Origin of the sequence: Clostridium sp. 1001283B150225_161107_B6 (genome assembly GCF_015556325.1) — a bacterium.
GTDB lineage: Bacteria > Bacillota > Clostridia > Lachnospirales > Lachnospiraceae > Enterocloster.
In genome coordinates this window covers 232,820-259,400 of record NZ_JADNMD010000007.1, presented here as the reverse complement: position 1 = coordinate 259,400, position 26,581 = coordinate 232,820, and the positions used below count along the sequence as shown (strand labels likewise).

Here is a 26,581-nt window from a genome sequence, read left to right as displayed (position 1 = left end):
GGGCCACTGCACATCCGCCCATGCCTGTCTCCCTGAAATCCGGTGAAAGCCATCTGCCCACCTGATACATGACAGACAGCATCTCATCAAAAGGAATCCACCGCCTGATTCCGCTTAAGGAAAGTCCCCCGTGGTCAGGGCGTTTGCATCCCTACGGCATTGCGGCTCTGGCAGGAATACTCCATCAGGCCGCCACTGCTCCTGCCATTTCTGATAAAGCTGCGGCAGCACAGCCGGGGGAGCAGTTCATTCATTGGAAAATCCCCTTTTTCTTTTTATTATACCAAAAAAGGAAACTTGTTCATACTTTATTTACTCATACGTTTGACTTGCGCCACATCAGTGCATTTCATGGCTGCTGACGCTGTTCAATGGCCTTTAAACAAGTATCCAGCGCAGATTCTCCCTCTGGAGAAAGGATATCAGGCATAGTCCCATACTCCTGGCTGCCGGAACCATCCGGCAACGCCCCGTACTCCGCTGCATACTGCACGATAAGACCGCTATTCGGAAGTATGATGGGCAGAGGGTCGCTTCCGATACCCTCCCCGCTTGTCCGGGTTCCCACCAGTGTCATAAAGCCGGTTGCCTTGGAAAACATGGCCGCGTATTCGGACGATGAAAAGACAGTATCGCTTACAAGAAGCCATAGTCTTCCTTTCAGCATTTTTTCTTTTCCGGAAGGTTCTGATGTGTACTCTATTTCATGAAACAGATCCATATCAGACAGGTCGTCCGGATTCATCTGGGGCAGTCCGGGTAATTCCGAAATAGGGCGGTAATCATTAAAATCCAGGAAAATTCCGTTATTTTCCCCGGCTTTTATCAGTTTATACCCGTTGCATTTCAAGGTAACTTCAATATTTGGGGATACAATCAGGTCATTAAAATAATTCATGGAGCCGCCCCCATTATCCGTAAAATCAAATATCACATTATCATAATCCTTCACGGTTTTATAAAAATCAAAAAGCTGTTTTTTATCCTCGCCGTAGGCATTACTGGGCAGAAGGGAGTCGATTTTTATGTAAGCAATACGTCCTTCTTCAATAATACGTGTCTGGACATTATCCGCCGCTGATTCTCTTCCTGTATCCTGGGCTGTTTTGGCGGCATTATAATAAGCCATCACTTTGTTATAGGCAGGATCTGTTATATTCTTCATTTTCCTATAGTTTTCCACAGATTTATCATTGTTGTATGCTGCGGAGAATTTCTGCATACGTTCCATATCCGGATAATCCTCGGCAAGTCTTTTGTAGGTACTGGCGGAATCTTCATACCAGTACGGATTATCAAGCATCAGGTGTCCAATCTGGTCATTGGTATTGATGAATGCATCCATCTGCTGATAAAAGGCAATATCGGTTCCTCCTTTGCTGATTTCTTTTCTTGCTGTCCTGTATTTTTCATTCAGGTCCACATTCCGCATTCTCTTAAGGACATGAAAATAGGGATAATTGTCCTTCAGGGTCTGATACAGGATATCCAGGTCCTCCAGTTTCTGTTCCGTGGTCAGGTTAACCCAGTTTCCTTTTTTCAGTTTCTGAATCTCTTGTCGCAACGATGGCTGCTGTTCTCCGGTATCTTCCACGGCAGTCTGTTCATTGCTGGCAGACACTGTGGTTGGATTGCTTATGATGACTGCCGCACATATCACATAGAATATAGCTTGTTTTAAATCTGTCTTTTTTTTCATCCTCTGTTCTCCTTTGACTTGTCCGGAATCACATAATTTACCAGCTCAGTATACCATACCTGTTCCTTCTGAGTAAAGTATGCAGTTAGGGCGTCATGCTTTGATTATTTTATTAAATGCAGTGGGTTCCTCAATCTGGAATACAGCGGAATAGGTAGTAATCAAACAGAGTACGAATGTTTGGGGCGCAGAAGGAAATCATCAACAAAATGTTGCAGACCATCTGGTCCAACAGACAAGTCCAGGTAACATTAAATTCTACAGAAGCAAACAGAAATATAACCTAGTTATACCAGTAAGAGATGGTTGTCACCATAAATGAAGAACAAAACCAACGGTAAGCGTCACTGGTTATTACTGTTGCTTTTCTGTTTTAAGTCAATCCTATTTTTCGGACTGCTTCATACTTTAAATGTCGCCGCTTTTAATAAGCAGAGGCCCGGAATTCAGCCAACGCAAAAAAATGCCTCCCAAACAGTAGCGATACCTGGGAAAATCTTTTTATGTCTATGTGAACAAATTTCAACCGATACTGCTTTTTTTGACGGGTGGTTAATCTATGTATATGCTGAATAATCCACAATGTTGTTTTTCTGAAATTATAAGGGGTGGAAGGAGGAGACTTTAGAGTGATTCTGGGAAAAACCGGGAAGAAAGCTTAAATTTTCATGTAAAATAAAAAAGCCCAATCGAAATTGAGTACGTTGAGGTAGTAGTGCATATAATATTGTAAAGCAACTTATTGATTTTTGCTTTACAATATGTTAAACTAATTATGAAAAAGGAGGTGGCATTTATGGCACAAACAATGGTTAATTTCCGTATGGACGAAGATTTAAAAAAAGGGATGGAACAGGCTTGTAAAGAAATGGGGCTTTCAATGACAACTGCTTTTACCATGTTCGCAGCCAAAGTTAGTCGTGAAAAAAGAATACCGTTCGAGGTTTCAGTTGACCCGTTCTATTCTGAAAGTAATATGAATTATTTGCGCTCTATTGTGGCTGATATAGAATCTGGGAAGGCTAAACTGGTAGAACACGATTTGATAGAGGATTGAGTGTATGAAATTACTTTGGGAAGAAAAAGCGTGGGAAGAATACTGCGAGTGGCAAAACGAGGATAAGAAAACACTCAAGCGAATTAATTCTATAATTAAAGATATACAAAGAGGAACCTTCGACGGTATTGGTAAGCCCGAACCACTTAAAGACAACCTTAGAGGCTGGTGGAGCAGACGAATTGACGAAACAAATAGAATTGTCTATTGTGAGAAAGAAAATGCGATTATTATTGCGTCTTGCAAGGGACATTATAATGATTAACAAGAACAGTGGCAAGCACTTTGCGAGGATCCCTACCGCCCTTTTGCAAAGTGCTTATTATTGTAATCGGCTCCAAAATAACTGAAATGGATATGCTCAAAGTCCTACTAATTCTTTTTCACTACAAAATATGAATCATACTTTGTTCCGTCATGCTCTACCAATTTTTCATCCGTAGGTTCAACCCCCAAAATATGTAACGCCTTGATACGTTCTGTCGCTGACGCAATCGCTTTTGTCGCAATTTTATTATAATGGAACAAGGTATATGTGGCTTCGATTATCAACGCTAGGATTTGAATAATCTCACTTTAAATTTCGTGGTCTCTCCGAATATCCAGTCTAAGCAAACCACAATTTGTGAAATAATCACCCCCTTTTCCACTTCGTCCAGCTCCCCTACAAACTGGAATTTGTTCATAATAACATTTTGTACCTTAACTTTATTCCAGTCTTTCTAATAGACTTCTTCCCGTATATGGACTTGTACTAATAACATTTAATTTATATTTTTCTATCGAACTAAACCTTCGTTGAATTCTTTTCATATCATCCATCACCATGCTCTGTATTTGTAAGCAATCCTTTGCCTCCAAGGCAGAATCACTCCAATGTGGAAATTGATCGTCCATAAATATTAAATGTCCAGAAATAACGCTATAGGAATAATTAATAAATGCCTGATACGCAATATCACAATTCATAAAAAGAGGATTATTCATAATCTTTAATAATGTTTGTGGCAAACCCTCAATTGTTTCTTCATATGTCAGTTTAGTTACTACACCGCCGTCATGCGGACTAAGTTTATAACTAAATTCAAAGAAATGACACTCGCCTGCTTTCTTTCCCAAAAATTCTTTCCATGCCAAAGTATATTGGTTCAATAAATAAATCTCATGTCTATGAGCCGTGGAAAATGCCAAACAATCACGTTTGCATTTTTTATATTCTGGAATATATACTTGAAAGACATAGAAAATAAAAGCGGCGATAACGCTTATTCCAATATTATAAAGGGTTTTATCCCCATTTGGATCAGTATAGAAAAAAAAGTGAAGCGCCGCACTGTTAGCTATAAGAGGTGCGGTTGAACCTCTTATTACAACTAACGTAGCACATAGAAGAACAATCAATAGCTTAAGAAGAGTTTTTTGACAATCAAACACCATGGGATTGCCTCCAAAATCATCAATCATTGTTACAATTTTACTTTTACGATCTATTATCCGGTGTTTCAAACTTACCTTCATAATTGCCCTCTTACTTAAAAGTTTTATCTTTACAATCATCTTGATAACTTCCGATCTATCGCTAAGCCCATCTTCTTGACCTTCGGTCAATTCTAATTTTTCATTCTTTGCGATTGTCTGATAAACTGGAAGTTACGTTGTCAATTTCTTTCCGTTTCAGCTATGTCTTTTTCAATCAGTGGACGCATACTGTCCTTGTATTTCGATAAATCTGCACTCCGCAAACATGATAATATTACTGGTATATATTGTGGCTTTGCTGAACCAACCTGTGCAAGAGCCTTTATGCACTGTCTGGCTGTGATTGGCTTTTCATCCGTTAGTTATATTTCTTATCCATATTAACTGCATACAGTACATCTGGTTTTAATCGTTGCGATACCCTATCTATATTTTTTTCAAGTATTTCAAAAGGTGGCCATTCATAATCGCATAAAAGCTGTAAAGCATCCTCAGACACATCATCATCTGTTGAAGAAATTACCACTGTTTGCAAAAGCTCTACCAATTCATTGTGAATATCTGAAATATCTTGTTTAAAGTAAGGGTCCATAAACCAATCCAGAGCAAATAACAGACTTCTCTTTTTATTTTTATCATTACCCATAAGAACTTTACGAATTTCCACTATTCCAGCCTTTATTACTTTTTTCTCGTTTTCACCATACGAAATATAGCTAATCGGCTTCACCATTGCTTCTCACCCCTCACAAATACCAATTCATCAATCCGTTAGAATTATGATAGCATACTCGAAAGGCTATCTTTCTATCAATTCATCTGCATACCCAATTCGGCTATAAGATTAATCATGCCCCCACCAACAGATAAGAGGTCTCCTGTGGTGTTGTCTCCAGTTTTTTATGAAGGAGCTTCAAAAAAAGGGAGACGTTTTCTGTCTGCCTACTCGATCTTTTTAGATAATATATGATCCGGTCCGGTGGCGGCGAGGACAGGTAGTGAACCGATACATGACTGCTAACGGCTTTATCCGCCACAGATGCCGGAACAACCATAAAGTCTATTTTATAGATTATCGCAAAATATGGCATTTTACAACTATTTTTCTCTGCGGTAAACTGTTATACGGAGGGAATAGAACATGAATCTGACAAATGACTTATCAAACGGCACAATCTGGAAACAGTTGACCGCCCTGTCTTTGCCTTTGATCTGGGGAAATATCCTGCAGCAGATGTATAACACCATTGACGCCTTTATAGTGGGACATTATATTGGAGTAACCGCCTTCGCCGCCGCAGGTGTTGTGGGGTTTGTGCAGGAATACCTGAAGATTATCTATCTGGGGCTTCCTGCGGCATTTCTTTACAATTGGTGCGCGGCCGTGCTACGTGGGGCAGGTGACACAAAGGCATCCCTTTGGATACTTATGATAGCTGTGCCGAAACAGGTCCTTAATCTCCAAAGCCCCGCCAATCGTGGTATTCGGGCGGATTTTATCCCAATGGAAAGCCGTTTTTTCTTGTAACGCTCCAGCACCGTCTTGGGCAGGCGAAACTCCGGGATACCATACTGGAGAACGCCGCCGATGACTGCGGCTTTTTTTCCGTTTTTCGGTGCACAGGCTACCTCCAGGCGCTCAAACATCGTATCCTATATGTAGTTCTCGATAGAACTGATATGAACCGGATGCCCTTTCCGCCCCAACACACAGCTTCCCTCGCATTGACGCTCATGGTTGCAGACCAGCGAACAGATGACCGACATCGGATTGTTTTCAAACAGGATTTCTCCTGCTTCGCTGAGCTTACCATCTTTGAACGCACGGATTACCGTGGGAAACGGCGTATGGATTGGGCATCCCTTCTGGCACATCGGTTATTTACAGTTTAAACAGCGGTTCACTTCGTCAATTACATGTACTGCCATATTGTCCTCCTATTGATTTTCCTATTGGTTTGGATTGTTAACCGCCCACTCTGGCTTCTTACCTGATAACACCAAATCAATCTGAGCTGCCGCCTGCACCGCCATCCGCAGCATACACTCTCTTGTATTGGAAGCCATATGCGGTGTCACAATCACATGGTTCATCTGGAAAAATGGATGATTGGAATCCGGTGGCTCCTGCTCCATCACATCGGTAAACAGTCCGGCCACTTTCCTTTCCTGAAGTGCCCTTACCAACTCCTTCTCAACCACAACCCCTCCACGGGAACAGTTGACAAGAACAGCTGACGGCTTCATCCGCTCAAATTCCTTTGCTCCAATAAATCCTCTCGTCTCCTCCGTAAGCGGCACATGGACTGCGATGAAGTCCGACGTTTCAAACAACATCTCCCACGGAACCAGGCGTACATAATCTGGCATCTGATCCTGCTGTTTTCTTGGGCTATAGGCAAGTATCTCCATATCCAGTCCGTAGAAGGCTTTTTTAGCCACCTCTATACCAATCTTCCCAATACCAATAATTCCCAGCCTCTTTCCCACCAGGTCTGTCCCCATATGCTTATTTTTATAACCAAAATCCCCTTGCTTCAAGGCATCCCGCAGTTCTACAAACCGTTTGCCTGCGGCAATCATCGCGCCAACCGTAAATTCAGCAACAGAGCCCGTAGTCGCGTCAGGCGTATTCGTGACCCATATCCCCAATTCCGTGGCGGTATTGATATCCACATTGTTATAACCAGCCCCATGCCTAGCTACAATCCGAAGTTTTTTCCCAGCCCGCAGCACTGCCCCGGTCACGTTTGCAGTCCTTAAAAGCATTGCGTCACAATCCTCCACATCCCGCGCCAGCTCCACCTCTTTAACGCCTGAACCCATCTTTATTTCATAGCCACGGGAGATTAGAAATTCTTTCCCTTCCTCAGCGATATCCTGTGGAATCAGCACCTTATAACCCATTACATCCTCCTGTCTGCCAAATAGTAAACAGCCGTTTCATCTTTTCATCACACAATATCCAGACAAGCCTTCCGCTTCGGTGCCGGGAACTCCCGGTCTATAGCAGAAAGCAATACCTGCCGTCCGCCATACACCACAACGGAATCGTCACCATGGACAACAAAGTAGACACCACAACGCACTTCGTCGCAAATACATAATCACACCCATATTTGGCTGCAAGAATTGCAGATGTGCTGCCCGCAGGCATACCAGTAATCAGCACGCAGATTCTCGCGAGGAACGGGTCCACACAGAGTATCCGGCACCCAATCAATACAAGAAACGGCAGGATTCCAAGCCGGACCGCCGAAATCCCAAGGGCATCCCTGTTAACTATATCCTTTGCCTTTACCTCCGCCAGCATCATCCCGATCAATATCATGGTAAGGGCGGTTGTACAGCCGCCTGCGGACCGCACCGCCTTATCAAGGGCCGTAACTGCGGGCCGGATGACCGTCTGAAGCTGCGGGCCGGAGTTTTCCAGAAGCCCTGCATAAAGCATGGATAGAGGTCCCTGAAAAACCAACAGGGACAAGCCAATATATACCGCAATGATACAGGGATGAACCGCAATCTTCCTGATCACAGACTTCATATCCGGACTTTCCGTAAAGCAGGCAATTCCCGCCGACCACATCAGAATCCGCATCGGGATAATAAAGACGGACGCATACATCAGCCCTTCCACACCGTAGATTCCCTCCGCGATGGGCAAGCCAAGAAATCCTGAGTTTGAGACAATCGTACAATAACAAAGCACCCGTTTTATCTCCCATGGTTTATTTCGGTATAGAATCCTACTCAGCAAAAAACTAACCGCCTGAACCAGCACGGAGATCCCAAAAACCACTGCGAATTTCGCCAGGATATCCATAGTAAATTCCATGCGGAAGGAATTGATTATATTGCAGGGCAGGAAAAAATACAATACCACATCCGTCAGCATCGTCTTCCCTTCCTGTTTCAATATCCCGGTTCGCTTCAGCACCGCTCCAGCCGCAGCCAGCAGAAACATCATACACTGCAATGTCCATAACCCACTGACATTCATCCTCTGTCCTCCTTCGTCTGTTTCGCTGCTCCTGTTATTTCTCCTCTGTCTTTAGGCCCATTCCAGCCCGCAGCATCCGGAATGTCCGCCTTGCCGCTCCCCGGTACAGTTCCTCCGCCCGGTTAAGTGCCTCATCAATTGGCATCGCTCCGTTTATCGTTGGGATTATGCTGTGGATTCCATGGTCATACAGGCTTTCCGCGCCATCCCCCATGCCGCCTACGATGGCGATTAACGGAATTCCCCTTTTCCTGCACCGCATCCCGACCCCGCTGGGTACCTTTCCAAATGCCGACTGCCAGTCCATACACTCCTCCCCGGTAATCACCAGGTCCACATCCTCCAAAAGCCCGTCGAATCCAATCAGATCAAGCACCGTATCGATCCCTGATTTCATCGTCCCATTCAGAAATACCTTCAGCGCAGCCCTAAGCCCGCCTGCCGCACCCGCACCGGCGATCTGGTCCGCATTCACTCCGGTCTTTTCAAGCATCAGCCTGGCATAGTAAACCAAATCTCCCTCCATCCGGTCGAGAATCTCCAGCGTGCCGCCCTTCTGCTTACCAAAGGTATACGTCGCGCCGTCGGGTCCTGTCAGAGGATTGGTGACATCGCACATCACCGTAAACTCTGCCGTCTTCGCCGCAGGATGAAGCCCGGTCATATCAATATCAGCAACCTTCCCCAGATCTTTCCCAAACCCGGTTAGCACCTTCTGGTCCTTATCCAGAAAACGGATGCCAAGGGCAGCCATAGCTCCCATTCCGCCGTCGTTCGTCGCACTCCCGCCAATGGCGATGGCAATCTTCTGATATCCATGCTCCAATGCGTCCCGAATCAGCTCCCCGGTTCCAAACGTCGTCGTATTAAGAGGATTCCTCTTGTCAGCAGGAACCATCGGCAGCCCGGACGCCGCCGCCGTCTCTATCACGGCATGATCTCCAAACACGCCATACGAAGCTTCCACCGGCTCCATAAGCGGTCCGTGCACCGACACGGTCCTCAGTCTGCCATGCATCGCCTTTACAACTGCATCCACAGTTCCCTCCCCGCCGTCGGCCACCGGGACGCCGGCGCACCTGCAGTCCGAAAATACCTCGTTTGCCGTTTCTGACAATATCGAAATGATTTTTTCCGAAGTCAATGTCCCTTTGAATGAATCGGAAGCAAATAAAAATTTCATCTTAATCTCGGCTCCTTCCCGAAGTATAATGGGCAATCCTCTTTAAGCCCATATATGGCAACAGGCCAGCAAGCCTGATGATAAGCCGCCAACCCGCCTATTGCCTTTTCTATTATAATAATTTTAGAGGTGCCTTGGTACCGGATTACAGCAATCCGGCTGTCTGCATTTCTTTTTTGATCCTGTCCAGCACCGGACCTTCCGGCGTCAAAAGATTGGGTTTATACGGCTTTCCAATGTTACGTCCCCGCAGATTCGCCATGTCCTTAGCCGCCACCGGGAAGCTGGCCGGATCCATGGACAGACGGACCGGATTCAGTTTGAACTGGGCTTCCAGGGAACCTTCCAGATCGCCGGCGATATATTTGTCATATACGTCCGTAATCAGCTCCGGCATGAAATTCGCTGCGGTACATACGCCGCCCACGGCCCCATGGCACATGGAAGCATACAGCAAGGTATCCTTACCGCCAAATACCTTGAAACCCACATGGCGGGTACGGCGGATAAATTCCGCTGTCTGGGTGATATCACCACTGGTATCTTTCATACCAACAATATTGGGAACCTCCGTCGCCAGCCTCTCTACCAGTCCGGCCGACATCGTATAGCCTACGCGCCCCGGGTTGTTGTACAACAGCATGGGGGTATCCGGGATGCAGTCCGCTATCGTCTTGAAATGAAGGTACAGCTCGGTTTCTGTCGGTTTTAAAAACATCGGCTGCAGCACGGAGATACCTGCCGCACCGTTTGCCACTGCCATCTTTGCCAGACGGCAGCATTTCTTTGTGCTGATGGCGCCGATTCCAAAATATACCGGCACCCGGCCCGCCGCCTGATCCACCATGATCTTCAGACCGCGTTCCATCTCATCCTCTTCAATCACATAGAATTCTCCATTGCTGCCGAATGCCAGGATTCCAAGCACACCGCCATCAATGACATAATCCACATGTTCCCGCAGTCTGGCCTCATCAATCATCTCGTCCTCATCGATTGGTGTGAGAATCGGGACTACTACACCTTTTATAAAATCTGTATTCATGTTTTCTCTCCTCTGCCGTCACCGGGAATCCAGGTGCTTCTCCCATTTTACCGGCTCTTATAAAAATGACTCTTATTTCGATGGCTCAACCGTGGTGTTGGCGATCTTCTCATAATATTTCACGATGCTGGAGTGATCCTCCTTCTCAAATCCATCGGCTTTCAACCCCTGCATGATTTCCATAAGCTGTCCTGTTAAAGGAACCGGGGAGCTGATTGCGTGCGCCGCGTTCAGGGCATTGTTCAGATCCTTGATATGCAGTTCGATACGGAAGCCCGGCTTAAAGTTCCTGCCAAGCATCATCGGCGCTTTTGCGTCCATAACCGTAGAGCCGGCCAGGCCGCCGCGGATTGCCTGATATACCAGTTCCGGATCGGTTCCTGCTTTCTTTGCGAAGGTCAGAGCCTCGGATACTGCCGCAATGTTTACCGCCACCACAATCTGATTTGCCAGTTTAGCCACGTTGCCGGAACCAAGGCCGCCTACATACACAACGGAACCTGCCATCACCATCAGCATGTCATAATATTTGTCAAACAGTTCTTTTTTACCGCCTACCATTACGGACAAGGTTCCGTCGATGGCTTTCGGCTCCCCGCCGGATACCGGCGCATCCATCATATCAATGCCTAATTTCTCCAGGTCCGCTCCTATTGCCTTGCTTTCGGTCGGGTCGATGGAACTCATATCAATTACAACGGTCCCCGGTTTTGCGCCTTCAGCCACGCCATTTTCGCCAAGCACCGCAGCCCTTACGTGGGGGGAATTCGGTACCATAGTAATAACTACCTCAACCTGGGAGGCCATTTCCTTGCCATTTGCCGCAGCCGTTGCACCACAGGAAACCAGTTCTTCCACGGAAGCCTTGTTGAAATCAAATACAACCAGCTCATATCCTGCTTTTGCCAGGTTCTTTGCCATTGGTTTTCCCATAATTCCTAATCCGATAAATCCTACTTTCATGTTCTCTACCTCTCTTTTTTTGTTTTTTGGGTCAGGCTGCGCCGTATCCTGCAGCAATTGATGGGCTCTGCCTGATCTCTGACCTGCACTCTCGTTTTCCCTGCGGAAATATCCAGTCACTGCCTACTTCGCAGCCGCTCTCCTGTTATCAAACACTGCATAAGCTACCGAAGCCAGAATCATAAGCCATACCACCCATGCAATCGGTCCCTTCGTCACAAAGATGGAAAGGGAACCGCCGGAAGCTTGAATCGCCTGAATAAAATAGTTCTCCAAATCTCCACCCAGAATAAACCCAATCAGGAACGGCGCCGCCGGAACTCCAACTTTCGTGAAAACATAACCCACAACCCCGAAGATAAGCATCGCCCATACGTCAAACATAATTCCGTTGTTGATGGAATACGCCCCCACGACCGCCATGATGATGATGGCCGGATAGAGCCTTGACTTCGGGATTCGGATGATGTTCGATATGTATTTAATCGCAAAGAACATCACCACAAACATGACGATATTCGCAAACAGCAGCGCAAACAGAATCGTGTTCCAGGTTCCCCTGTTCTCCGTGATGAACAGCGGTCCCACCGTGATGCCCTGAAGCATGAATGCGCCAATCAGGACTGCTGTTGTGGAATCTCCGGGAATCCCCAACGACAAAAGAGGGATCAGTGCGCCGCCCGTCAAACCATTGTTGGCAGTTTCCGAAGCGATCAGCCCCTCTTCTGCCCCCTTTCCAAATTTATCAGGATGCTTAGAAAAGTTTTTCGCCTGGGAATAGGACAGTATGGAGGCAGCAGAGCCGCCGACGCCCGGCAGGATTCCCATAAAGGTTCCAATCGCTGAAGAACGGATCAGATTCACAATCTGGTTTCTAAAGACTTTAAGGGAAAATTTTTCCTTTTGCTCTCCCTGTCCGTCATATTTTGCTTTCTTCATGCCCAATTCCGCTTCCTCAAACATCTGGGACACCGCAAACAGACCGATAATGACTGGAAGCAGCGCAAAGCCGTCCATCAGGTCGCCCTTCAGAAACTCCGGAACCATACGCAGTTTATTGTTCACATCAAACTGTCCGATCAGCGAAACCATGACCCCCAGCATTCCAGCAAACAGGCCGCGGAGCATATTCCCTTTTGACAGAGCCGCAATCACCGTCAGCGCAAACAAGATGATCAAAAATTTTTCTACCGAACCAAAATTAATCGCCACCTTCGCCAGCACTGGAGTAAACAGCCAAAGGCAGATTAAGGAAAAGATACCTCCAAACAGAGAGGAGACAATTCCAATCTTGAGTGCCTTTTCCCCCTGACCGTTCTTCGCCATCGGATATCCGTCAAAACAGGTGGTGATAGACGACGGCGTACCCGGAATATTAATCAGGATTGCAGGAATCAGACCGCCGGAAATCCCGCCCACATACAAACCCAGAAGCAGATACAGCGCTGCACCCATATCATACGCATACGTGAGAGGGAGAAATACCGCTATCGCCATAGTTGCCGTCATTCCCGGAAGGGCGCCGAATACAATCCCGACCCCAACTCCCAAAACACATAGAAGCAGCTGGATAATACCAATCTCAAACATTTCATTTCCCTCCTTATGGCAACGTAATGTTGAATACGTACCCGAATACAAACCACAGCAGCATTGGGAATATCACAGATGCGATACCGGATGTAATGATTGACTTTTTTTCCTTCGTGCTTTCAAATATCAAGTTGAAGCCAAACATGGCAAGAATGCTGGAAACCAGAAATCCAAGAGGTTCCAAAAGTGCGATATAGACCGCAAACAGCCCAAAGCTGCCAAACAGTTTCAGTTTATCAAAGCCCTCTGCAAAGACGGGCTTCTTTTCCTTTTTCTCCCCGCCCTTCCTTGCCTTGAGATAATCACAAACTACAATTACAATCAGCAGGACAACAAGAATCACGCCCACAATTTTAGGAACAAGCAGATGGGCAGTGGAATGCACATAGTTAATTCTCATACGATCTCCTTTCCGGCGCGCGCCCCGAAAGTACGGCAGGCTCGCCTTAGCAATTACTGTGCCGTCAGCTCATCCAGGCTCGGAGACTGGGCAATCATCTCTGCAAAGGAATCCCGTTTCTCAACCATATGCTTCTGGTTCTCCGCCGCAGAAAGCACATCCCCTTTAAAGCCAAGGGCTGCCATCTCCTCCTGGTATTTCTCATTGTCTGCCAGGGCCTGCACCGCCTGATCCACCTGATCGATGATCGCCTGCGGAGTTCCCTTCACGAAGAATACACTGTACTCTTTATCAAATGCATATGGCTCCCCATTGATAGTAATTCCCTGCTCTGCAAAGGTAGGATAATCTTTGCCTTCAATCCTCTGTCCGGACATCAGCCCGGCAATCTTCATGGCAATCTTGGCATCCACGCCCTCCACCGTATACTGCTCCAGTGCGGAGATATCAGCAAATATCATCTGGCAGCTTCCATCCCACAGCGCCTGGCACTTTGCGGAAGTGTCTCCAGTAATAAACGCCTTGATCCGGCCTGCCACATCATCACCGTATTCCGCCTTTACCCACTCATAGATGGAATTAAAGCCTAACTGAGACACTCCGCCTGCCTCGCAAGCCACTTTGCAAACCTCAGACGGATTGGCCTTTAAGTACTCCGCCATCTCTTTAATCGTTGCATAAGGGGCGGAAGCGCTCACTGCAAAACAAGCGCCCTGGGAAATGCCGATTCTAGGCCCGATAATCATATTTTCCAGATTGTATTTCTCCTCATACGCCCCAAAGGATACGCCCAGCCAGGTCATGTCGTGGAACATCATCACCGTCTGTCCGTCAGGCTTTGCCGTAATGATTTCCTCAAGCGCCGCATTAGCTCCGATTGCATCCACTTTTCCATTACACTCCACGGTTTCAGAAAGATAACGGGTTGCCAGATCGGCTGTCAGATAGGTGTCCCCGCCTGTGGATTTGGATCCGATTACTACCCTCAGACGTTTTCCCTTCAAGGAGTCTGCATCCGCTCCACTACATCCCGTCGCTGCTGCAGCCGTTGCCGCTACCAATGCCAGTGCCACTAATTTTTTCCATATTTTTTTCATTCTTTTCCTCTCCTTTGAATGTTTTTTATTGAATATTTCCCAAATCAACCAGATTTCCGTCCCCGTCAAACGCCATCGGCTCAGGCTCAGATTCAATCTCCAGATTCGGATTGTTTTTTGCCTCTTCGTAATATGCCTCCGACAGATAGATATACTCTATCTGCAGAGAGTTGGATATCCGTACAATCCGGATATTTTTCCTGTCAATATCCGTACATGTCCGGATGCATACCTGGATAGCTTCCCTGTCGTTTTTCATGACCAGAGGGATTCTGGCATTCTCGATAACCGTGGAAGTGATCAAGTTCGGATACGTCAGTTCAAAATCCATCTTGCTCAAGAAACGATTTGTCGTTGCATGTGCCATGCCAATCCCCACACCACTGTGATGGCTCTCTTCGCTTAAGTCCAGCACAGCCACCCGCTGGGATTTCAGCCCGCCCGATGCATAGTGAGTCACAAAAGTCCCTGTAATATTGGGGTCCATACCGGAACCGCTGAAATTCTTCCCGATTGTATCACAGACCAGGACATCGCATTCCGGAACATGAATTTTTGGAAGCATAATTTTTGCCTCTTTTAAATATTCCGGTTCCTTTTCCTCGATTTCATCGTGGTTTAAGACAACGATTTTTGCGGTTTCGTCATAAGCATTTTCCAGAACTGCCACCGCAAACAGGATATTGACCTGCTTTAATATCGCCCGCCCATACATCGGCACATATTTTGCCATATATTTGAATCCTGCCTCATGGCAAACCGCCGCGCCGGCCTGTTTTCCCAAACCGATCGTCATCATCTTCATAATCCCGCTCTCGTAAGGTCCCCGAAAACAGGTGTGGGGCTTGATGCGGCAGCTTACGATAATCCCATCTGCTTCCACCGCGTGTTTATCAAGCAGGACATCCATCCCCTCTTCGTTCACGCCGGTCTTAACGACATCCATATCGGCTTTCACCGGACATCCCATTGTTTCTTCCGTAATCCCTAAATTTTCAAGCACCTTCCGCTGCCCCTCGCCGGTTGCTCCTCCGTGACTTCCCATCGCAGCAAGGATAAACGGTTCTGCACCTCTTTCTTTTACAAAATCCACAATGGTACGTGTTATCTCTACGATATTGGCAATCTGGCGGGATCCTGCGGTGATTGCGATCCGCATCCCCGGCTTCACCTGGCTGGAAAACAGTTCCTGCTCCAGCTGTCTGCGGATTACCTTCCTGATATCCTCCGGCTCAATCTTTTCTACAGAGAATTTCTGCCGGGCCTTGAACATCCGGGGAATCGCTACATCCTTCAATAGTTCAGAAACCATGCCACTCATCCTGCAAATGCCCCCTTCCCATATTCCCTCATCTCACAAGACAGGGCTTCTTGGCATCAAATTTCCATCCGGGAATCAGATACTGCATGCCCACAGCATCATCTCTCCCTCCAAGACAATGGTCCAGATACAACTGATGCGCTTTCCTGATCTGCTCCATATCTGCTTCGATTCCAAGTCCCGGCTTTTTCGGAACCTCCACACAGCCGCCGATAATCTGAAGCGGCTCTTTTGTAAGCCGTTCTAAGCCTTCCTGCCAGATCCAATGGGTATCCAAAGCATTATATTCCCCCGGAACCGCAGCACCTACCTGGGTAAACATAGCCAGGGAGATATCAAAATGGTTGTTGGAATGAGAGCCCCAGGTATAACCAAACTCATGACACATCTGAGCCACCCGGACGGAACCGTTCATCGTCCAGAAATGGGGGTCTGCCAGAATGATGTCCACAGCCTGCGACTCCAGCGCATGTCCCACTTCCCGCCAATCTGTCGCTATCATATTGGTTGCAGTCGGGAATCCGGTGCGGCGGCGGAACTCACTCATGATCTCCCTGCCGGAGTATACGCCTTCCGCCCCACAGGGGTCTTCACAGTAAGTCAGGATGCCCTGCATGCCGTTCACATACTCCACCGCTTCCTCCAGCAGCCATCCGCCGTTGGGATCCAAGTCAATCCTTGCATCCGGAAACTCTTTTTTCATAGCTCGGATGACTTCCATCTCCTCATTGCCCGGCAGCACGCCTCCCTTTAATTTAAAATCCTGAAAGCCGTACTTTTCCCTGGTAGCCTTTGCAAATGCCACGATTTTCTCAGCCGTCAGGGCTTCCTCATGACGAAGGCGGTACCATTCACAATCGGCATCCGGCTCCTCGTCATAGGGAAGATCGGTCTTCTTCCGGTCGCCTACAAAAAACAGGTAGCCTAACATCCTGACCTTGTCCCGCTGCTGCCCGTCCCCAAGCAATTCGCATACCGGTACTCCCAAATGCTGGCCCAGAAGATCCAGGCATGGCGCCTCGATTGCCGTCAGGACATGAACTCCGGTCCTGAGGTCAAATGTCTGATTACCGCGCACATCCTCTTCTCCTTTGGAATCCAGATGCTTCTTCACTTTTAATAACGTACTTTTATACTCTGCCACCTTTGTTCCCTCCACAAGGGAGACAACCTCTGAAAGCGCCTCTGTAATCTTTTTCCCTCCCGGCACCTCGCCTGCTCCGGTCCGTCCTTCGCTGTCATGCAGGATGACCACATTTCTCGTAAAAAACGGAGCATGGGCTCCGCTTAGATTTAACTCCATGCAATCTTTTCCGGCTACGGGCCAGACTTCCATTTTTGTGATAACTGGTGTCATAGTGATTCCTCTCTTCCTTTCTTGTATTATATCTAATTCATATTATAGCTTTGTGCATTTTGTTATTCTATCGGCATAAAACACAAGGTTTTATTGTATATTTTAACATCCTGTTGTTTATTGCAAAGATTGAAAAAAGGATTGCAATTTTCATTGCAATCCTTTCATGTGCAAACGTTTTCGTCCTAAATACATTGATTTTCATCCTCACTGCGATGGTTTTACCAAGCGTATTCTCTCTTAAAGACCATATTTGCTTCCTATCCCGTACTTTTTCATGCGGCGCCATAAGGTAGTGGTACTGATTCCCAGCTGCTCAGCGACTTGTATCCGGTTCCCTTCGCAGGCTTCCATCAGTTCCATGATATGCAATGCCTCCGGATGGCTCACCACTACTTTCGTGCTTTTTTCCCCGCCGCTTTTTATCAGGGGATACGTATCCAGCAGAAGCTCCCTGATATAACCTTCCTCCAGACGCTTGCGGTTGGCCGTCAGGACCAGACGCTCGCAAAACCGTTCCAGCTGCAGCAGGTTTCCCTCCCACTGGTATTCCTGCATCACCCGTTTTCCATCAGCAGACACTGTGATTCTCGATGTATAGGAATTGTTATATCGCTCCAGATAACAATCAATGAGCTGTGGGATTTCTTCCGGATACTCCCGCAAGGACGGAAGCCTCAGATTTAATGGCTGTATCAGATAGTACAGATCATTCCGGAAGTTCCCCGCCTTCACCGCTGCCGACAGTTCTTCCTCCGCAGTCGCAATAATCCGGACAGCAAAGGTCCGTTTCACCATAGACCCGTTGTTCCAGAAGGTACGGTTGTTAATTGCCTTATACAGAAGATATTGAGCCTCAGGGCAAAGATGATCAATCTCCTGAAGAAGGATGGTGCCATACTGCCCGTTTTCCATGGCACTTTTTTTTCTGCCCCGCTTTTCATCCGGAATCCCAATTCCAAATATGGTTTCCAACTGCTGCTGTGAGGAAAGTGTGCTGCAATTAATGTTCAGGAAAGGACCGCCTTTTAACATTCCGTTATTGTGGATGCTCTCTGCTATCAATTCTTTTTCCGTGCCCGTCTCTCCATAGATCAAAACCGGGCTCATCGTCATGGCATAACGGCGCGCAAGGCTGATGCATCGGCTGATTTCTTCATTCTGCCTCAGAAAATGATGAAAATCCCCCTGTGCAGGATAGGCATTGATGGCCTCCTTCCGCTGTTCCGCCTCCGGGCGCTCCGGGCCGCGCACCTTATGGCAGGTCAGGATTGCCCCGCTGTAGGAACCGTCATACTGGATCAGCGCTCCGATCAGCATGACAAGCTGCCGGTTAATCCAGAACGTCTGGCTGTACATTTCGCTACTGCTGTCAAACATCCTGTCAATCCCTGCCGCATCAATTCCGGGCATGATTTTGTCAACCGGGAAGCCAATCAGCTCTTCTCCCGTTTTGCCAAGCAGGTTTTCAATCATATGGTTTACTGCAACCACTTCTTTATAGGCGTTGATTTTGATGATTCCATTGAAGGCAGTATCCAGAATCGTCTCCAGCTGGGCATCGCTGTGGCGCTCCATGTCAAGAGCCTCCCCCATCCGGCAGGCAATCCCCAGCGCCTCTCTGATGGAATCCTCCCTTGTCTCTACAAACAGGCAGGGAAAACCGATTTCAAAGGCTACCTGATTGGCTTTCACACCACCGATAATTAAGTCAGCCCCTCCCGCTATCGCCTCATTAATCCTTGTCCGTGTCTCCTCCAACTCATTCAGCAGGTATAAAGACAGGTCAAAATCAAAGAGCTCCTCCAGATGCTCCATACTGGTGAACATATTTTCAAAGCCAACAATGGCGATCCGAGGATGTTCTTTCTTAAGCTGCCGCTTTGCCTTTAAAATCATCAGTCCGATTTCCTGTGTCGTCATCGGCATCTCTACAACCGGTACGCTGGTATGCTTCTTGATCAGGGTAGCCTGGAGCCCCCTGGCCACAATAATCTGAACACCGGCCTCAATGGCTGCCTGAGCTTCCGGTACGGCGCTGGCGTTGTCCACCACCTTCAATATCTGAACGTCAATCCTGTCTTCAGCAATCACTTTCTGCGCATATTCCAAAATGGTCTGCCGCGGCAGGAATACAGCAATGTTTGCCATAGTTCTCCTCCTATAATGTCAAGCCATAAATCATTGATTTTTTAAAGCTTTTCTTTAAATAGTTACCTCAGTAAACAGTGCTAAAAGTGTATGACAGTCATAGTATCTTGTACTGAACATCTAAAAGAAGGTACCGTTTATAAAGCATCCTCTTTCTCTGCTTTATAAAGGCTATAAATCCTCTGTTTAACTATGGTGGTGAACCTTCCGTGTCTAAATGCCCTCTGTTTGTAAACACAACATGGGTCATGCCCTCACTGACGCTTTCTTTCAATACGGAACTCTTTGAGCCGGTGACCCACTCAATGCGGTCGATTGATGTATAGGGATCAAATGTGTATACAGTTGTCCATTCAAAGGGAACAATCTCCTCCTGAGTAGCACTGCCACTGTCCAGCGTGGATAGTGCTTTTTTCAGTTTGGCGTTATTCAGATAGATTCTGGGATCTCCGAAAATGAGATAAAAAATACCCAATACCACGACAATTCCAAGAATAATACTGTGCCACAGGTTTGATTGTTTCCATGCATTCTCTTCTTCTGCGCTTAAAACCCCCAAACCCCACTCACCATTTTCCATACGCAGCCGTTTATGCCTTGAAACATACCAGCACAACCAGATCGCATATCCCAACGCCACCAGCGAAAGTCCAATAAAGATAAATCTGAGCAACGTTGTTACGGGACAGACCACAGCCAAAAGGCAAGCTAAAAAGATCAGGAAAAACGGGATATCTGCCGCAATGTATGCAAATTTCCCAAACAGGTCACAATACAAAACTTTTTCTTGCTGCGCCTTTTTCACATCCTCGTCATAGGCTTCCTGAGAAAATGCCGTGACCAGTCCTTTGACGGACAGATATCCAATGAATATGATCCAAAACATATCCGGCAGCCCATCAAAGGTCATCACTTTCATAACAACAAATGTGCAGCCAAACAGAGATGCCAGCAAGGTTTTCGGACTAACTAATTTCATGAAAACACCTCCTCACAGTTTTAGTGTCACCACCACAAACTTCGATTTGTCAAGCACGCTTTTTCCACCTAAGGCGAATATTCTTGTTCCTTATACTCTAAATTTTAATGTCAAATCTGTCAAGTCGTTTCATCTATTCTTATATTGTACCTCAAGTCTTTATAAAATCAGGGCGGGAATTGGGCGGAATTTTGGGCGATTAATGACCTGCAAACATTTTTAGTACTAGCTGGAAAGAACCGCTAAATGCCTTATTCATCAGACTTTCCAGCCTCGTTGTCCTTATATGAAGCCGACTGTACAAACTCAAACACCGCTATTTTTTATTTCTTCAATAGACAAAAGGCGGCTGATCTTAAAATAATTTGCATAATCCCTGCACTGCATCTATAACATTGCCCCAATCTACATCTGCTGCATAGGAGAATTTCTTCTGATAAGCCACCCAAAGCCGTTGCATTACCGGGCTGTTTTTCACCTCTTCAATCACTTCTTCCGCTTCCACCAGATTCTGTTCTGTCCCTCTTTTACAGGCAGTTGCTCGCAGAGCCTCCGAAAACACGGTTTGGTCTAATGTCTTTCCGTGAATCTGATGCAAAATATAAATATCATAGAAATCTCTCATCCGAGTATTGGTAACCGTGCGAGTGATGATTGTTTCCAGCTTTTCGGCCAGAACTGTCTCCAGATTGTACGCCAGAATATCAATACTGCGATCCTCAAGCATGAGTTTAAATCGATACCGGACTTCCTTCGGCGTAATCGCATCGCCAGTGGAAATATCAATTTTCAATGGTGTTACCACGCTGTCAAACACCGATGTCATGCTGACTCGGATTCCCGGATATTCGGCTTCATCCATAATTTCCATAATACTTTTTATTTGAAAGCTTACGCCGTCATCAATCGGTACTGCTATAATTGCATCAATCAGCTTCTCCACATCTTCTGTGCTGACATTCACACCTTTTATTGTCGCATCTAAATCCATTGTGGAACGGGCATCCAGTCCGACCATAGCGGCTACCAGCATACCACCCTTCAAGACAAATCTGTCCCGATACTCAGAAAAAGAGATGCGCTCCAGAAAGCGCTCCATCATATAATTTCTCATTAAAATATGTGCATCTGCAGATTTTTCTTTCGACAGATTGCGGATTAAGTCTTTCATCTGCCTTGCCGTTCTTATCATAGCAGTACTTCCAAATATTTCCTTAAAGCCTTTTCTACATGAAACAGTTCCGCATAATTCATCAGCACACGTAAATTTTTATCTTTTCGAATTACATAATGCCTTAATGCATACTGCAACGTCTGGATTTCCATATTGCTTCGGCAACGAATTAAATCGCAAATGGTACGCTCCATATTGTAGACAGGCACAGTATGTCCAAAAGGCGTTTGAAGATTATCAATGCCAATTTCATATCGCTCTGGTTTAATTGTATAAACTGTAATACCATCTGCCTTCAACCGCGACGGACTATATCCCCGTTTTACTGTAACGGAATAGGGGGACGGTTCCCTATCCGTCAAGTCATGAAAAAACAAAGCTGTTTCATGGGAAAAGACAGCATGGCTACAGCGCAGATGAATCAAATACATGGCATCTACCCAGGTATCTACCGACACATAAACACCATGTGCTGCCTGCTCCAGTCCTTTTTTTCTGACAAAATCATAAAATATCGGCTTAGAAATACCTTCTGCTATCACCTGTGAGGTGAGCAACATCCCTCCATGATTCACCAGCATTTGTTCCAACTGTTTGAATCTTGTCATTTTATCACTTCCTTTTGTATCACTATTATACTCAAACGTAATACGAAAGTAAATAGTTTCATCTGTATTTCCACAGTTTATCCAAACTTCATTTTCATCAGCTATTAATCTCACCAAAAGGAATATTCAACTGTTTGAACACAAGTTTTCCAATCTGCCTGCAATTGCTGCCATCATCTTTGATGCCATCCGTTTCATGGGTTTTATGAGGAGGGGATACAAAAAAACAGTTAGCACATCAGCGGCGAAAGGCGGATACCCGACACACCGAAAATACGGGAGAGCGCCAAAATAAAGGGTACATAAAAGACCTTGCCAAATCAGGGACTGAAACAGTCCCATTTTCAATGCGCCAATGGTCTGAAATGTAATCGTCATTATATAACACAAGCCGAAATCAGCGCCACTTAGGAAATCAGAAGCCATTGACCGAACTCCACCACCGCAGGGTTGCGGTTGAACAGCAATACGTAGCACCACTTTATTTTTTATTATAATATTCTCTGTACTTAAGCCAAAAAGAATATTATAGAATTCTTTCAGCAGCCCTTTTTATTAGCAGTGCAGCTTTATTATGATGTGATTGCCAAACATCCATCTTTGCGGTGTATGGGTTTTCGTATGACCTGTACAGATTAAGCTTGCTCCTGTCTAGGCCCCCTACTTTAGGGAAGCCCGCCTTTTGATAGCCGCTGAATGTACTGCCTTTGTCTACAGAAATTTTCACAATGACTTTATAGCCGGCCATATCACTATGATAGGATGTCCAAAGCTGGATAAAGTGGATTACTCTGAAAAGCTGACGAAAATCATCCGCCTCAATAATATCAGGGATATCACCATTATCCGCATGAAGGTTCCATGCTGCGACGGTATTGAAAACACCACAAAACGCGCCCTTCAGGCCAGCGGGAAGTTCATACCGTGGCAGGTTGTGACTGTGAGGACGTATGGCGGCCTTGTGCGGTAATTAAAGACGCCCTGCATCTCAACCATGCGGATAGCTGACACCATCCGCATATTCCCTATTGTATGGATAATATAATTCTTAACCAAATTAATCCAAGATACTATATGCTTCATCATTTGAGGGACATCATTACCTACATACTTAAAGTATCAATTCCCTGCGTCATAGACGTCATAGCCTCGTCCAGCCGCACTGCCTCCCGGACAAAGATATGCGAAATATCAAACGCTTCCGGAACATCTGCAAGCTTCTAATGAAGCTCAATCATTTCCTGCTCTTCCATCCCCATCCTCTGATGCAGTTCCCTGCATCGCCCAAGTACCGCCTTCCACTGCGTGTCACCTAAATCTTCTGGTTTTTTCATGGCCAATACATTGTCAAATGATACCTTCGCATGGTTCATTGCCTTATACGCTGCCTGCTGTAATGTCTCATCTTGTTCTGAAGTCTGGGACAGAATATCCTCGTCTTCTGAAAAAGCATGGTCATGGTCCATCAGTGGATATAAGCCCTGAAGCTTTCCGCTCCTGTTATCCATGTAAAGTTATGCTGTAATGTGCTTCCTAAAATGCATTCTTCAGCCCCTTTTCTTTAAGTCTCTTTAAGAAGTACTCCCCAGAAACACTCCTCAACCTATTTACCCAACATTTTTTTCTGAGAAATACAAGAAGCCCCGGAAGAATCATCTTCCGAGGCCAAGGCATCTTATAGTTTCCTCCATCATATCTCCAGCCAGACAACATTTAAACCACTGTAACCCAATGCCATTACAATAGAAAAAGCTTACTTAACAGAGAATGACACTTCTATCACCCCTACTTCATATACCGCTTAAGCTCTTCATAAAAATTCTCGCGCGTACCGGCCAATAATACAACCACTAGCTTATCATCTTCTTCATAGATGCGATATGCTATTTCATAATTGGTCCGGTTATAATAAACATCATATCCATAAATACCGGTTAAATCTCCCACCTTTGCAGACCCACAAAAGGGATTTTCTGCTATGCTGCAAAGCGCTTCCTGAAACGCCTTTTTCAGCCCCTTTTCTTTAATCTTCTTAAAATATCTTTGAGCGGCACTGGTATATCGTAATTCATACATCTATTCGCCCTCCGCACCAAAAAGATTCTCCATCGGAATGGCTCTACCCTGCTCTGCAATGCGGTCTGCTTCTTCGATTAAATGTTCCACAGCAGGCCGAATCTTTCTGCTCTGCGCTTTAAACCTTGCCAGGAGCTCTGTTCCCGAATATCCCTCCTCAATCAAATCCGCAAGAATCTGTTCTGCAAATTCATTGCCATCCATACGGACGGGCCGAAGAAAAATGCCTCCATTTTGCAGAATGCATTCCGCTTCCCCATCAAATCCAAGCACTTCAAAATATTTCTGTGGTATCGTAATCTGCCGTTTTGAGGATACACTGATGATTTTATGTTCCATGACCGACTCACTCCTTGCTGCTATTGCCATTTGATTCTCTCCTCCTTTCTATGATATTCTGTATTTTCCGATTTATACCTTTTTCTTGGTTTCTTTGCTTCTATTTTATCACATTATTAACAATTATGTCAACCTCTCTTGACACCGCTTCCACGATACCAGCAAGCTTCAGTGGGAAATAATCTGTAAACTATACTTTGATATTGAAAGGGACGCCATAAATTGGTTCTTCCATTGTAATATCTATATAGAAAATATCACTGCAAATTCCCTGCCTAGCAAAGTATTGCTCCAAATACACGGCCATTTTTTTATAAAACTCAAAATCTTCCGTGTAGATGGCAATATCAATATCGCTCCCCCTTTCACATACCAAATTGTAACATAACTGCCAAATATGAATATATTATATTCATCAGCTCAAAATAAATCTTCCGTCTCTTTTTGCAGATCCAGTAGTCCGTACAACCTGTACCGCATTTTATCTCTTGCGTCTTCCTTCATTTCCGTTTCTATTATCACTTTTCAGCAATATATAGATATTGCAATTGAAGCATTATTGGCAGTGTAACCTTATTATAGTATCATTGCCAATCACCCTTTTTTACATCGTATAGCATTTCATATGATTATTATATAATTATTTATGCCATAATCTTAAATATGCGGATAGCTGATGCCATCCGCATATTCCCTATTGTATAGATGATATAATTCTTAACCAAAGTAATACCAAATACTATGTGCTTCATCCTTTAAGAGACATCATTACCTACATGCTTAAAGTATCAATTTCCTGCGTCGTAGACGTCATATCTTCGTCCAGCTGCTCTTCCATCCCCATCCTCTGATGCAGTTCCCTGCATCGCCCAAGTACTGCCTTCCACTGCGTATCACCTAAATCTTCCGGTTTTTTCATGGTCAAAACATTGTTAAATGATACCTCCGCATGGTTCATTGCCTTATACGCTGCCTGCTGTAATGTCTCATCCTGTTCCGAAGTCTGGGACGGAATATCCCCGTCTTCTGAAAAAGCATGGTCATGGTCCATCAGTGGATATAACCCCTGAAGCTTTCCGCTCCTGTTATCCATATAAAATCCAAAATTGGCTCCATGGCGGTCTTCATTTCCAAGTATATAATCTGCTATCTGCATTTTATAATAATTGGCTGCATCCATCTCCTTTACCATATCATATTCATTTTTATCGTGGTAACTGCAATATACCTGAAAATCTTCCCATGGAACAAGAGCGGTTTCTTCGGAGGATATAATACGGCATTTTACTATTTTTTCTCCGCTTTTATATATTTTTTCTATATGATTCCGGTCTGCTATCTTCTCCAGACTGCTGTTTTCAGCCTCGATATAGCTTACGTGGGGAATATGAAGCGAATCCAGTATCCCGCTGGCCGGCAATTCCTTTTTTCCGACTTTATACAGATAAAGTCCGTCCGCCTCCCTGATCCAGGCTTTGGCCGCCATCCCCTGAGCAGTAAACTCCGGTGTATGAATCTTCTGTACAAGTGTGTGGAACGTCTGGTTGGTACCAAGAAGAGCGGTTGATGTGACTGCTTTCTCCCATGGATTTTCAAACAGGCTTACCTGTTCCCATGTAAACGTTTCTTCGGCGTCTTTCATCCAGTAACAATCAGAAAGGGAAGCAAAATGAAATAATCTGGCTATCATATATGGATTACTTTGGCTGATACGAAAACCGGCCAACAGCTTTTTAGCGTTGGTCCTGCCTATGCTCATGGTACGGTTCTCAGTCCAGCCGTGCATGACATCGTCGTAGTTTACATCCGGATAGCGCAGCGAGATGGGAAGTAACTCATAGTTCAGAATCTTACATCTGTAATCTTCTATCTCCAATACAGGGACGTCTTTTAGCATAATATATGTTTTATTCATTGCCGCTCACCTCTCTTCTCTCGGATATGGAATAATCATTATGTGGGTTTTATTATATCATTATTTTTAGGCATTATCTATTTCTTTATTGAGACAAATGCTTCTTCTAATCGACATTATAAAATCTTATTTCTGAAGCATCAGA

Annotated in this window: 26 protein-coding genes and 1 pseudogene; 5 read left to right on the top strand and 22 right to left on the bottom strand. The window is 45.5% G+C overall.

The genetic code is table 11. The features are described 5' to 3' along the window. Positions 1–68 precede the first annotated feature (68 nt). Entirely contained in the window at positions 69–362 is a 294-nt protein-coding gene (locus I2H39_RS28890; RefSeq protein WP_207746864.1) for a hypothetical protein, read from the top strand. On the opposite strand, the gene I2H39_RS17715 is transcribed toward I2H39_RS28890, so the two are convergent. Further along, complete coding sequence (locus I2H39_RS17715; protein ID WP_227147578.1) at positions 350–1,699, bottom strand: S41 family peptidase; 1,350 nt, start codon at positions 1,697–1,699, stop codon at positions 350–352. The genes I2H39_RS28890 and I2H39_RS17715 overlap by 13 nt on opposite strands. 796 nt (positions 1,700–2,495) lie before the next feature. Here I2H39_RS17715 and I2H39_RS17710 point away from each other — a divergent pair. Together I2H39_RS17710 and I2H39_RS17705 are read left to right on the top strand one after the other, a co-directional pair. Beyond that, a complete protein-coding gene (locus tag I2H39_RS17710) occupies positions 2,496–2,756 on the top strand; it encodes a type II toxin-antitoxin system RelB/DinJ family antitoxin (protein WP_002576045.1) in 261 nt (86 codons plus the stop codon). Positions 2,757–2,760: 4 nt separating this feature from the next. Beyond that, the gene (locus I2H39_RS17705) at positions 2,761–3,021 is read left to right on the top strand and encodes a Txe/YoeB family addiction module toxin (protein WP_002576046.1); all 261 of its coding nucleotides are present in this window, start codon (positions 2,761–2,763) and stop codon (positions 3,019–3,021) included. A 443-nt stretch (positions 3,022–3,464) separates the two neighbouring features. On the opposite strand, the gene I2H39_RS17700 is transcribed toward I2H39_RS17705, so the two are convergent. Next, a complete protein-coding gene (locus tag I2H39_RS17700; RefSeq protein ID WP_207746863.1) occupies positions 3,465–4,313 on the bottom strand; it encodes a hypothetical protein in 849 nt (282 codons plus the stop codon). A 280-nt stretch (positions 4,314–4,593) separates the two neighbouring features. After that, positions 4,594–4,968, bottom strand: a complete 375-nt coding sequence (locus I2H39_RS17695) for a hypothetical protein (protein ID WP_195627164.1) — start codon at positions 4,966–4,968, stop codon at positions 4,594–4,596. A 408-nt stretch (positions 4,969–5,376) separates the two neighbouring features. On the opposite strand from I2H39_RS17695, the gene I2H39_RS29665 reads away from it, so the two are divergent. Further along, positions 5,377–5,763 carry an MATE family efflux transporter gene (locus I2H39_RS29665; RefSeq protein WP_330641023.1) on the top strand — a complete coding sequence of 129 codons (387 nt, stop codon included), beginning with the start codon at positions 5,377–5,379 and terminating at the stop codon, positions 5,761–5,763. 125 nt (positions 5,764–5,888) lie between these two features. Here I2H39_RS29665 and I2H39_RS29660 read toward each other — a convergent pair whose 3' ends face one another. The 15 genes from I2H39_RS29660 to I2H39_RS17615 all read right to left on the bottom strand — a co-directional run bounded on the left by I2H39_RS29660 (position 5,889) and on the right by I2H39_RS17615 (position 22,106). Continuing rightward, a complete protein-coding gene (locus I2H39_RS29660) occupies positions 5,889–6,110 on the bottom strand; it encodes a hypothetical protein (protein ID WP_330641025.1) in 222 nt (73 codons plus the stop codon). Positions 6,111–6,185: 75 nt separating this feature from the next. Then, a complete protein-coding gene (locus tag I2H39_RS17680) occupies positions 6,186–7,142 on the bottom strand; it encodes a hydroxyacid dehydrogenase (RefSeq protein ID WP_195627163.1) in 957 nt (318 codons plus the stop codon). Positions 7,143–7,239: 97 nt separating this feature from the next. Continuing rightward, complete coding sequence (locus I2H39_RS17675; protein ID WP_195627162.1) at positions 7,240–8,235, bottom strand: AEC family transporter; 996 nt, start codon at positions 8,233–8,235, stop codon at positions 7,240–7,242. Positions 8,236–8,269: 34 nt separating this feature from the next. Next, the gene (locus I2H39_RS17670; protein WP_195627161.1) at positions 8,270–9,418 is read right to left on the bottom strand and encodes a glycerate kinase; all 1,149 of its coding nucleotides are present in this window, start codon (positions 9,416–9,418) and stop codon (positions 8,270–8,272) included. Positions 9,419–9,563: 145 nt separating this feature from the next. Next, the gene (locus I2H39_RS17665) at positions 9,564–10,463 is read right to left on the bottom strand and encodes a dihydrodipicolinate synthase family protein (RefSeq protein WP_195627160.1); all 900 of its coding nucleotides are present in this window, start codon (positions 10,461–10,463) and stop codon (positions 9,564–9,566) included. A gap of 72 nt (positions 10,464–10,535) precedes the next feature. Continuing rightward, complete coding sequence (gene garR / locus I2H39_RS17660; RefSeq protein ID WP_195627178.1) at positions 10,536–11,480, bottom strand: 2-hydroxy-3-oxopropionate reductase; 945 nt, start codon at positions 11,478–11,480, stop codon at positions 10,536–10,538. A gap of 69 nt (positions 11,481–11,549) precedes the next feature. Continuing rightward, on the bottom strand, positions 11,550–13,016 hold the full coding sequence (locus I2H39_RS17655; RefSeq protein ID WP_195627159.1) for a tripartite tricarboxylate transporter permease: 1,467 nt from the start codon (positions 13,014–13,016) through the stop codon (positions 11,550–11,552). 13 nt (positions 13,017–13,029) lie between these two features. Then, complete coding sequence (locus I2H39_RS17650) at positions 13,030–13,419, bottom strand: tripartite tricarboxylate transporter TctB family protein (protein WP_195627158.1); 390 nt, start codon at positions 13,417–13,419, stop codon at positions 13,030–13,032. A 53-nt stretch (positions 13,420–13,472) separates the two neighbouring features. Beyond that, a complete protein-coding gene (locus tag I2H39_RS17645; RefSeq protein ID WP_195627157.1) occupies positions 13,473–14,516 on the bottom strand; it encodes a tripartite tricarboxylate transporter substrate-binding protein in 1,044 nt (347 codons plus the stop codon). A 25-nt stretch (positions 14,517–14,541) separates the two neighbouring features. Further along, on the bottom strand, positions 14,542–15,837 hold the full coding sequence (locus I2H39_RS17640) for a lactate racemase domain-containing protein (RefSeq protein WP_195627156.1): 1,296 nt from the start codon (positions 15,835–15,837) through the stop codon (positions 14,542–14,544). A 28-nt stretch (positions 15,838–15,865) separates the two neighbouring features. Further along, entirely contained in the window at positions 15,866–17,194 is a 1,329-nt protein-coding gene (locus I2H39_RS17635; RefSeq protein WP_195627155.1) for an enolase C-terminal domain-like protein, read from the bottom strand. Positions 17,195–17,434: 240 nt separating this feature from the next. Continuing rightward, positions 17,435–19,345, bottom strand: a complete 1,911-nt coding sequence (locus I2H39_RS17630) for a PrpR N-terminal domain-containing protein (RefSeq protein ID WP_195627154.1) — start codon at positions 19,343–19,345, stop codon at positions 17,435–17,437. 190 nt (positions 19,346–19,535) lie between these two features. Next, positions 19,536–20,324: a hypothetical protein gene (locus I2H39_RS17625; protein WP_227147575.1), complete on the bottom strand. Its 789-nt coding sequence runs from the start codon at positions 20,322–20,324 to the stop codon at positions 19,536–19,538. A 355-nt stretch (positions 20,325–20,679) separates the two neighbouring features. Further along, the gene (locus I2H39_RS17620; protein WP_195627153.1) at positions 20,680–21,516 is read right to left on the bottom strand and encodes a nucleotidyl transferase AbiEii/AbiGii toxin family protein; all 837 of its coding nucleotides are present in this window, start codon (positions 21,514–21,516) and stop codon (positions 20,680–20,682) included. Next, positions 21,513–22,106, bottom strand: a complete 594-nt coding sequence (locus I2H39_RS17615; protein WP_195627152.1) for a type IV toxin-antitoxin system AbiEi family antitoxin domain-containing protein — start codon at positions 22,104–22,106, stop codon at positions 21,513–21,515. Before I2H39_RS17615 ends, I2H39_RS17620 begins: the two co-directional genes overlap by 4 nt. 625 nt (positions 22,107–22,731) lie before the next feature. On the opposite strand from I2H39_RS17615, the pseudogene I2H39_RS17610 reads away from it, so the two are divergent. After that, a pseudogene (locus I2H39_RS17610) lies at positions 22,732–23,076 on the top strand (4Fe-4S ferredoxin); the annotation flags it as partial. Between the two features lie 250 nt (positions 23,077–23,326). On the opposite strand, the gene I2H39_RS17605 reads toward I2H39_RS17610, so the two are convergent. The 4 genes from I2H39_RS17605 to I2H39_RS17590 all read right to left on the bottom strand — a co-directional run bounded on the left by I2H39_RS17605 (position 23,327) and on the right by I2H39_RS17590 (position 26,418). Beyond that, positions 23,327–23,614, bottom strand: coding sequence for a hypothetical protein (locus I2H39_RS17605; RefSeq protein ID WP_227147572.1), 288 nt, complete (start codon positions 23,612–23,614; stop codon positions 23,327–23,329). A gap of 277 nt (positions 23,615–23,891) precedes the next feature. After that, positions 23,892–24,182, bottom strand: coding sequence for a type II toxin-antitoxin system RelE/ParE family toxin (locus I2H39_RS17600; protein ID WP_002590906.1), 291 nt, complete (start codon positions 24,180–24,182; stop codon positions 23,892–23,894). Beyond that, the gene (locus I2H39_RS17595; protein WP_138262841.1) at positions 24,183–24,551 is read right to left on the bottom strand and encodes an AbrB/MazE/SpoVT family DNA-binding domain-containing protein; all 369 of its coding nucleotides are present in this window, start codon (positions 24,549–24,551) and stop codon (positions 24,183–24,185) included. It abuts the gene before it with no gap. A 742-nt stretch (positions 24,552–25,293) separates the two neighbouring features. Then, a complete protein-coding gene (locus I2H39_RS17590) occupies positions 25,294–26,418 on the bottom strand; it encodes a phosphatidylinositol 4-kinase (RefSeq protein ID WP_243281819.1) in 1,125 nt (374 codons plus the stop codon). Positions 26,419–26,581: the final 163 nt, after the last annotated feature.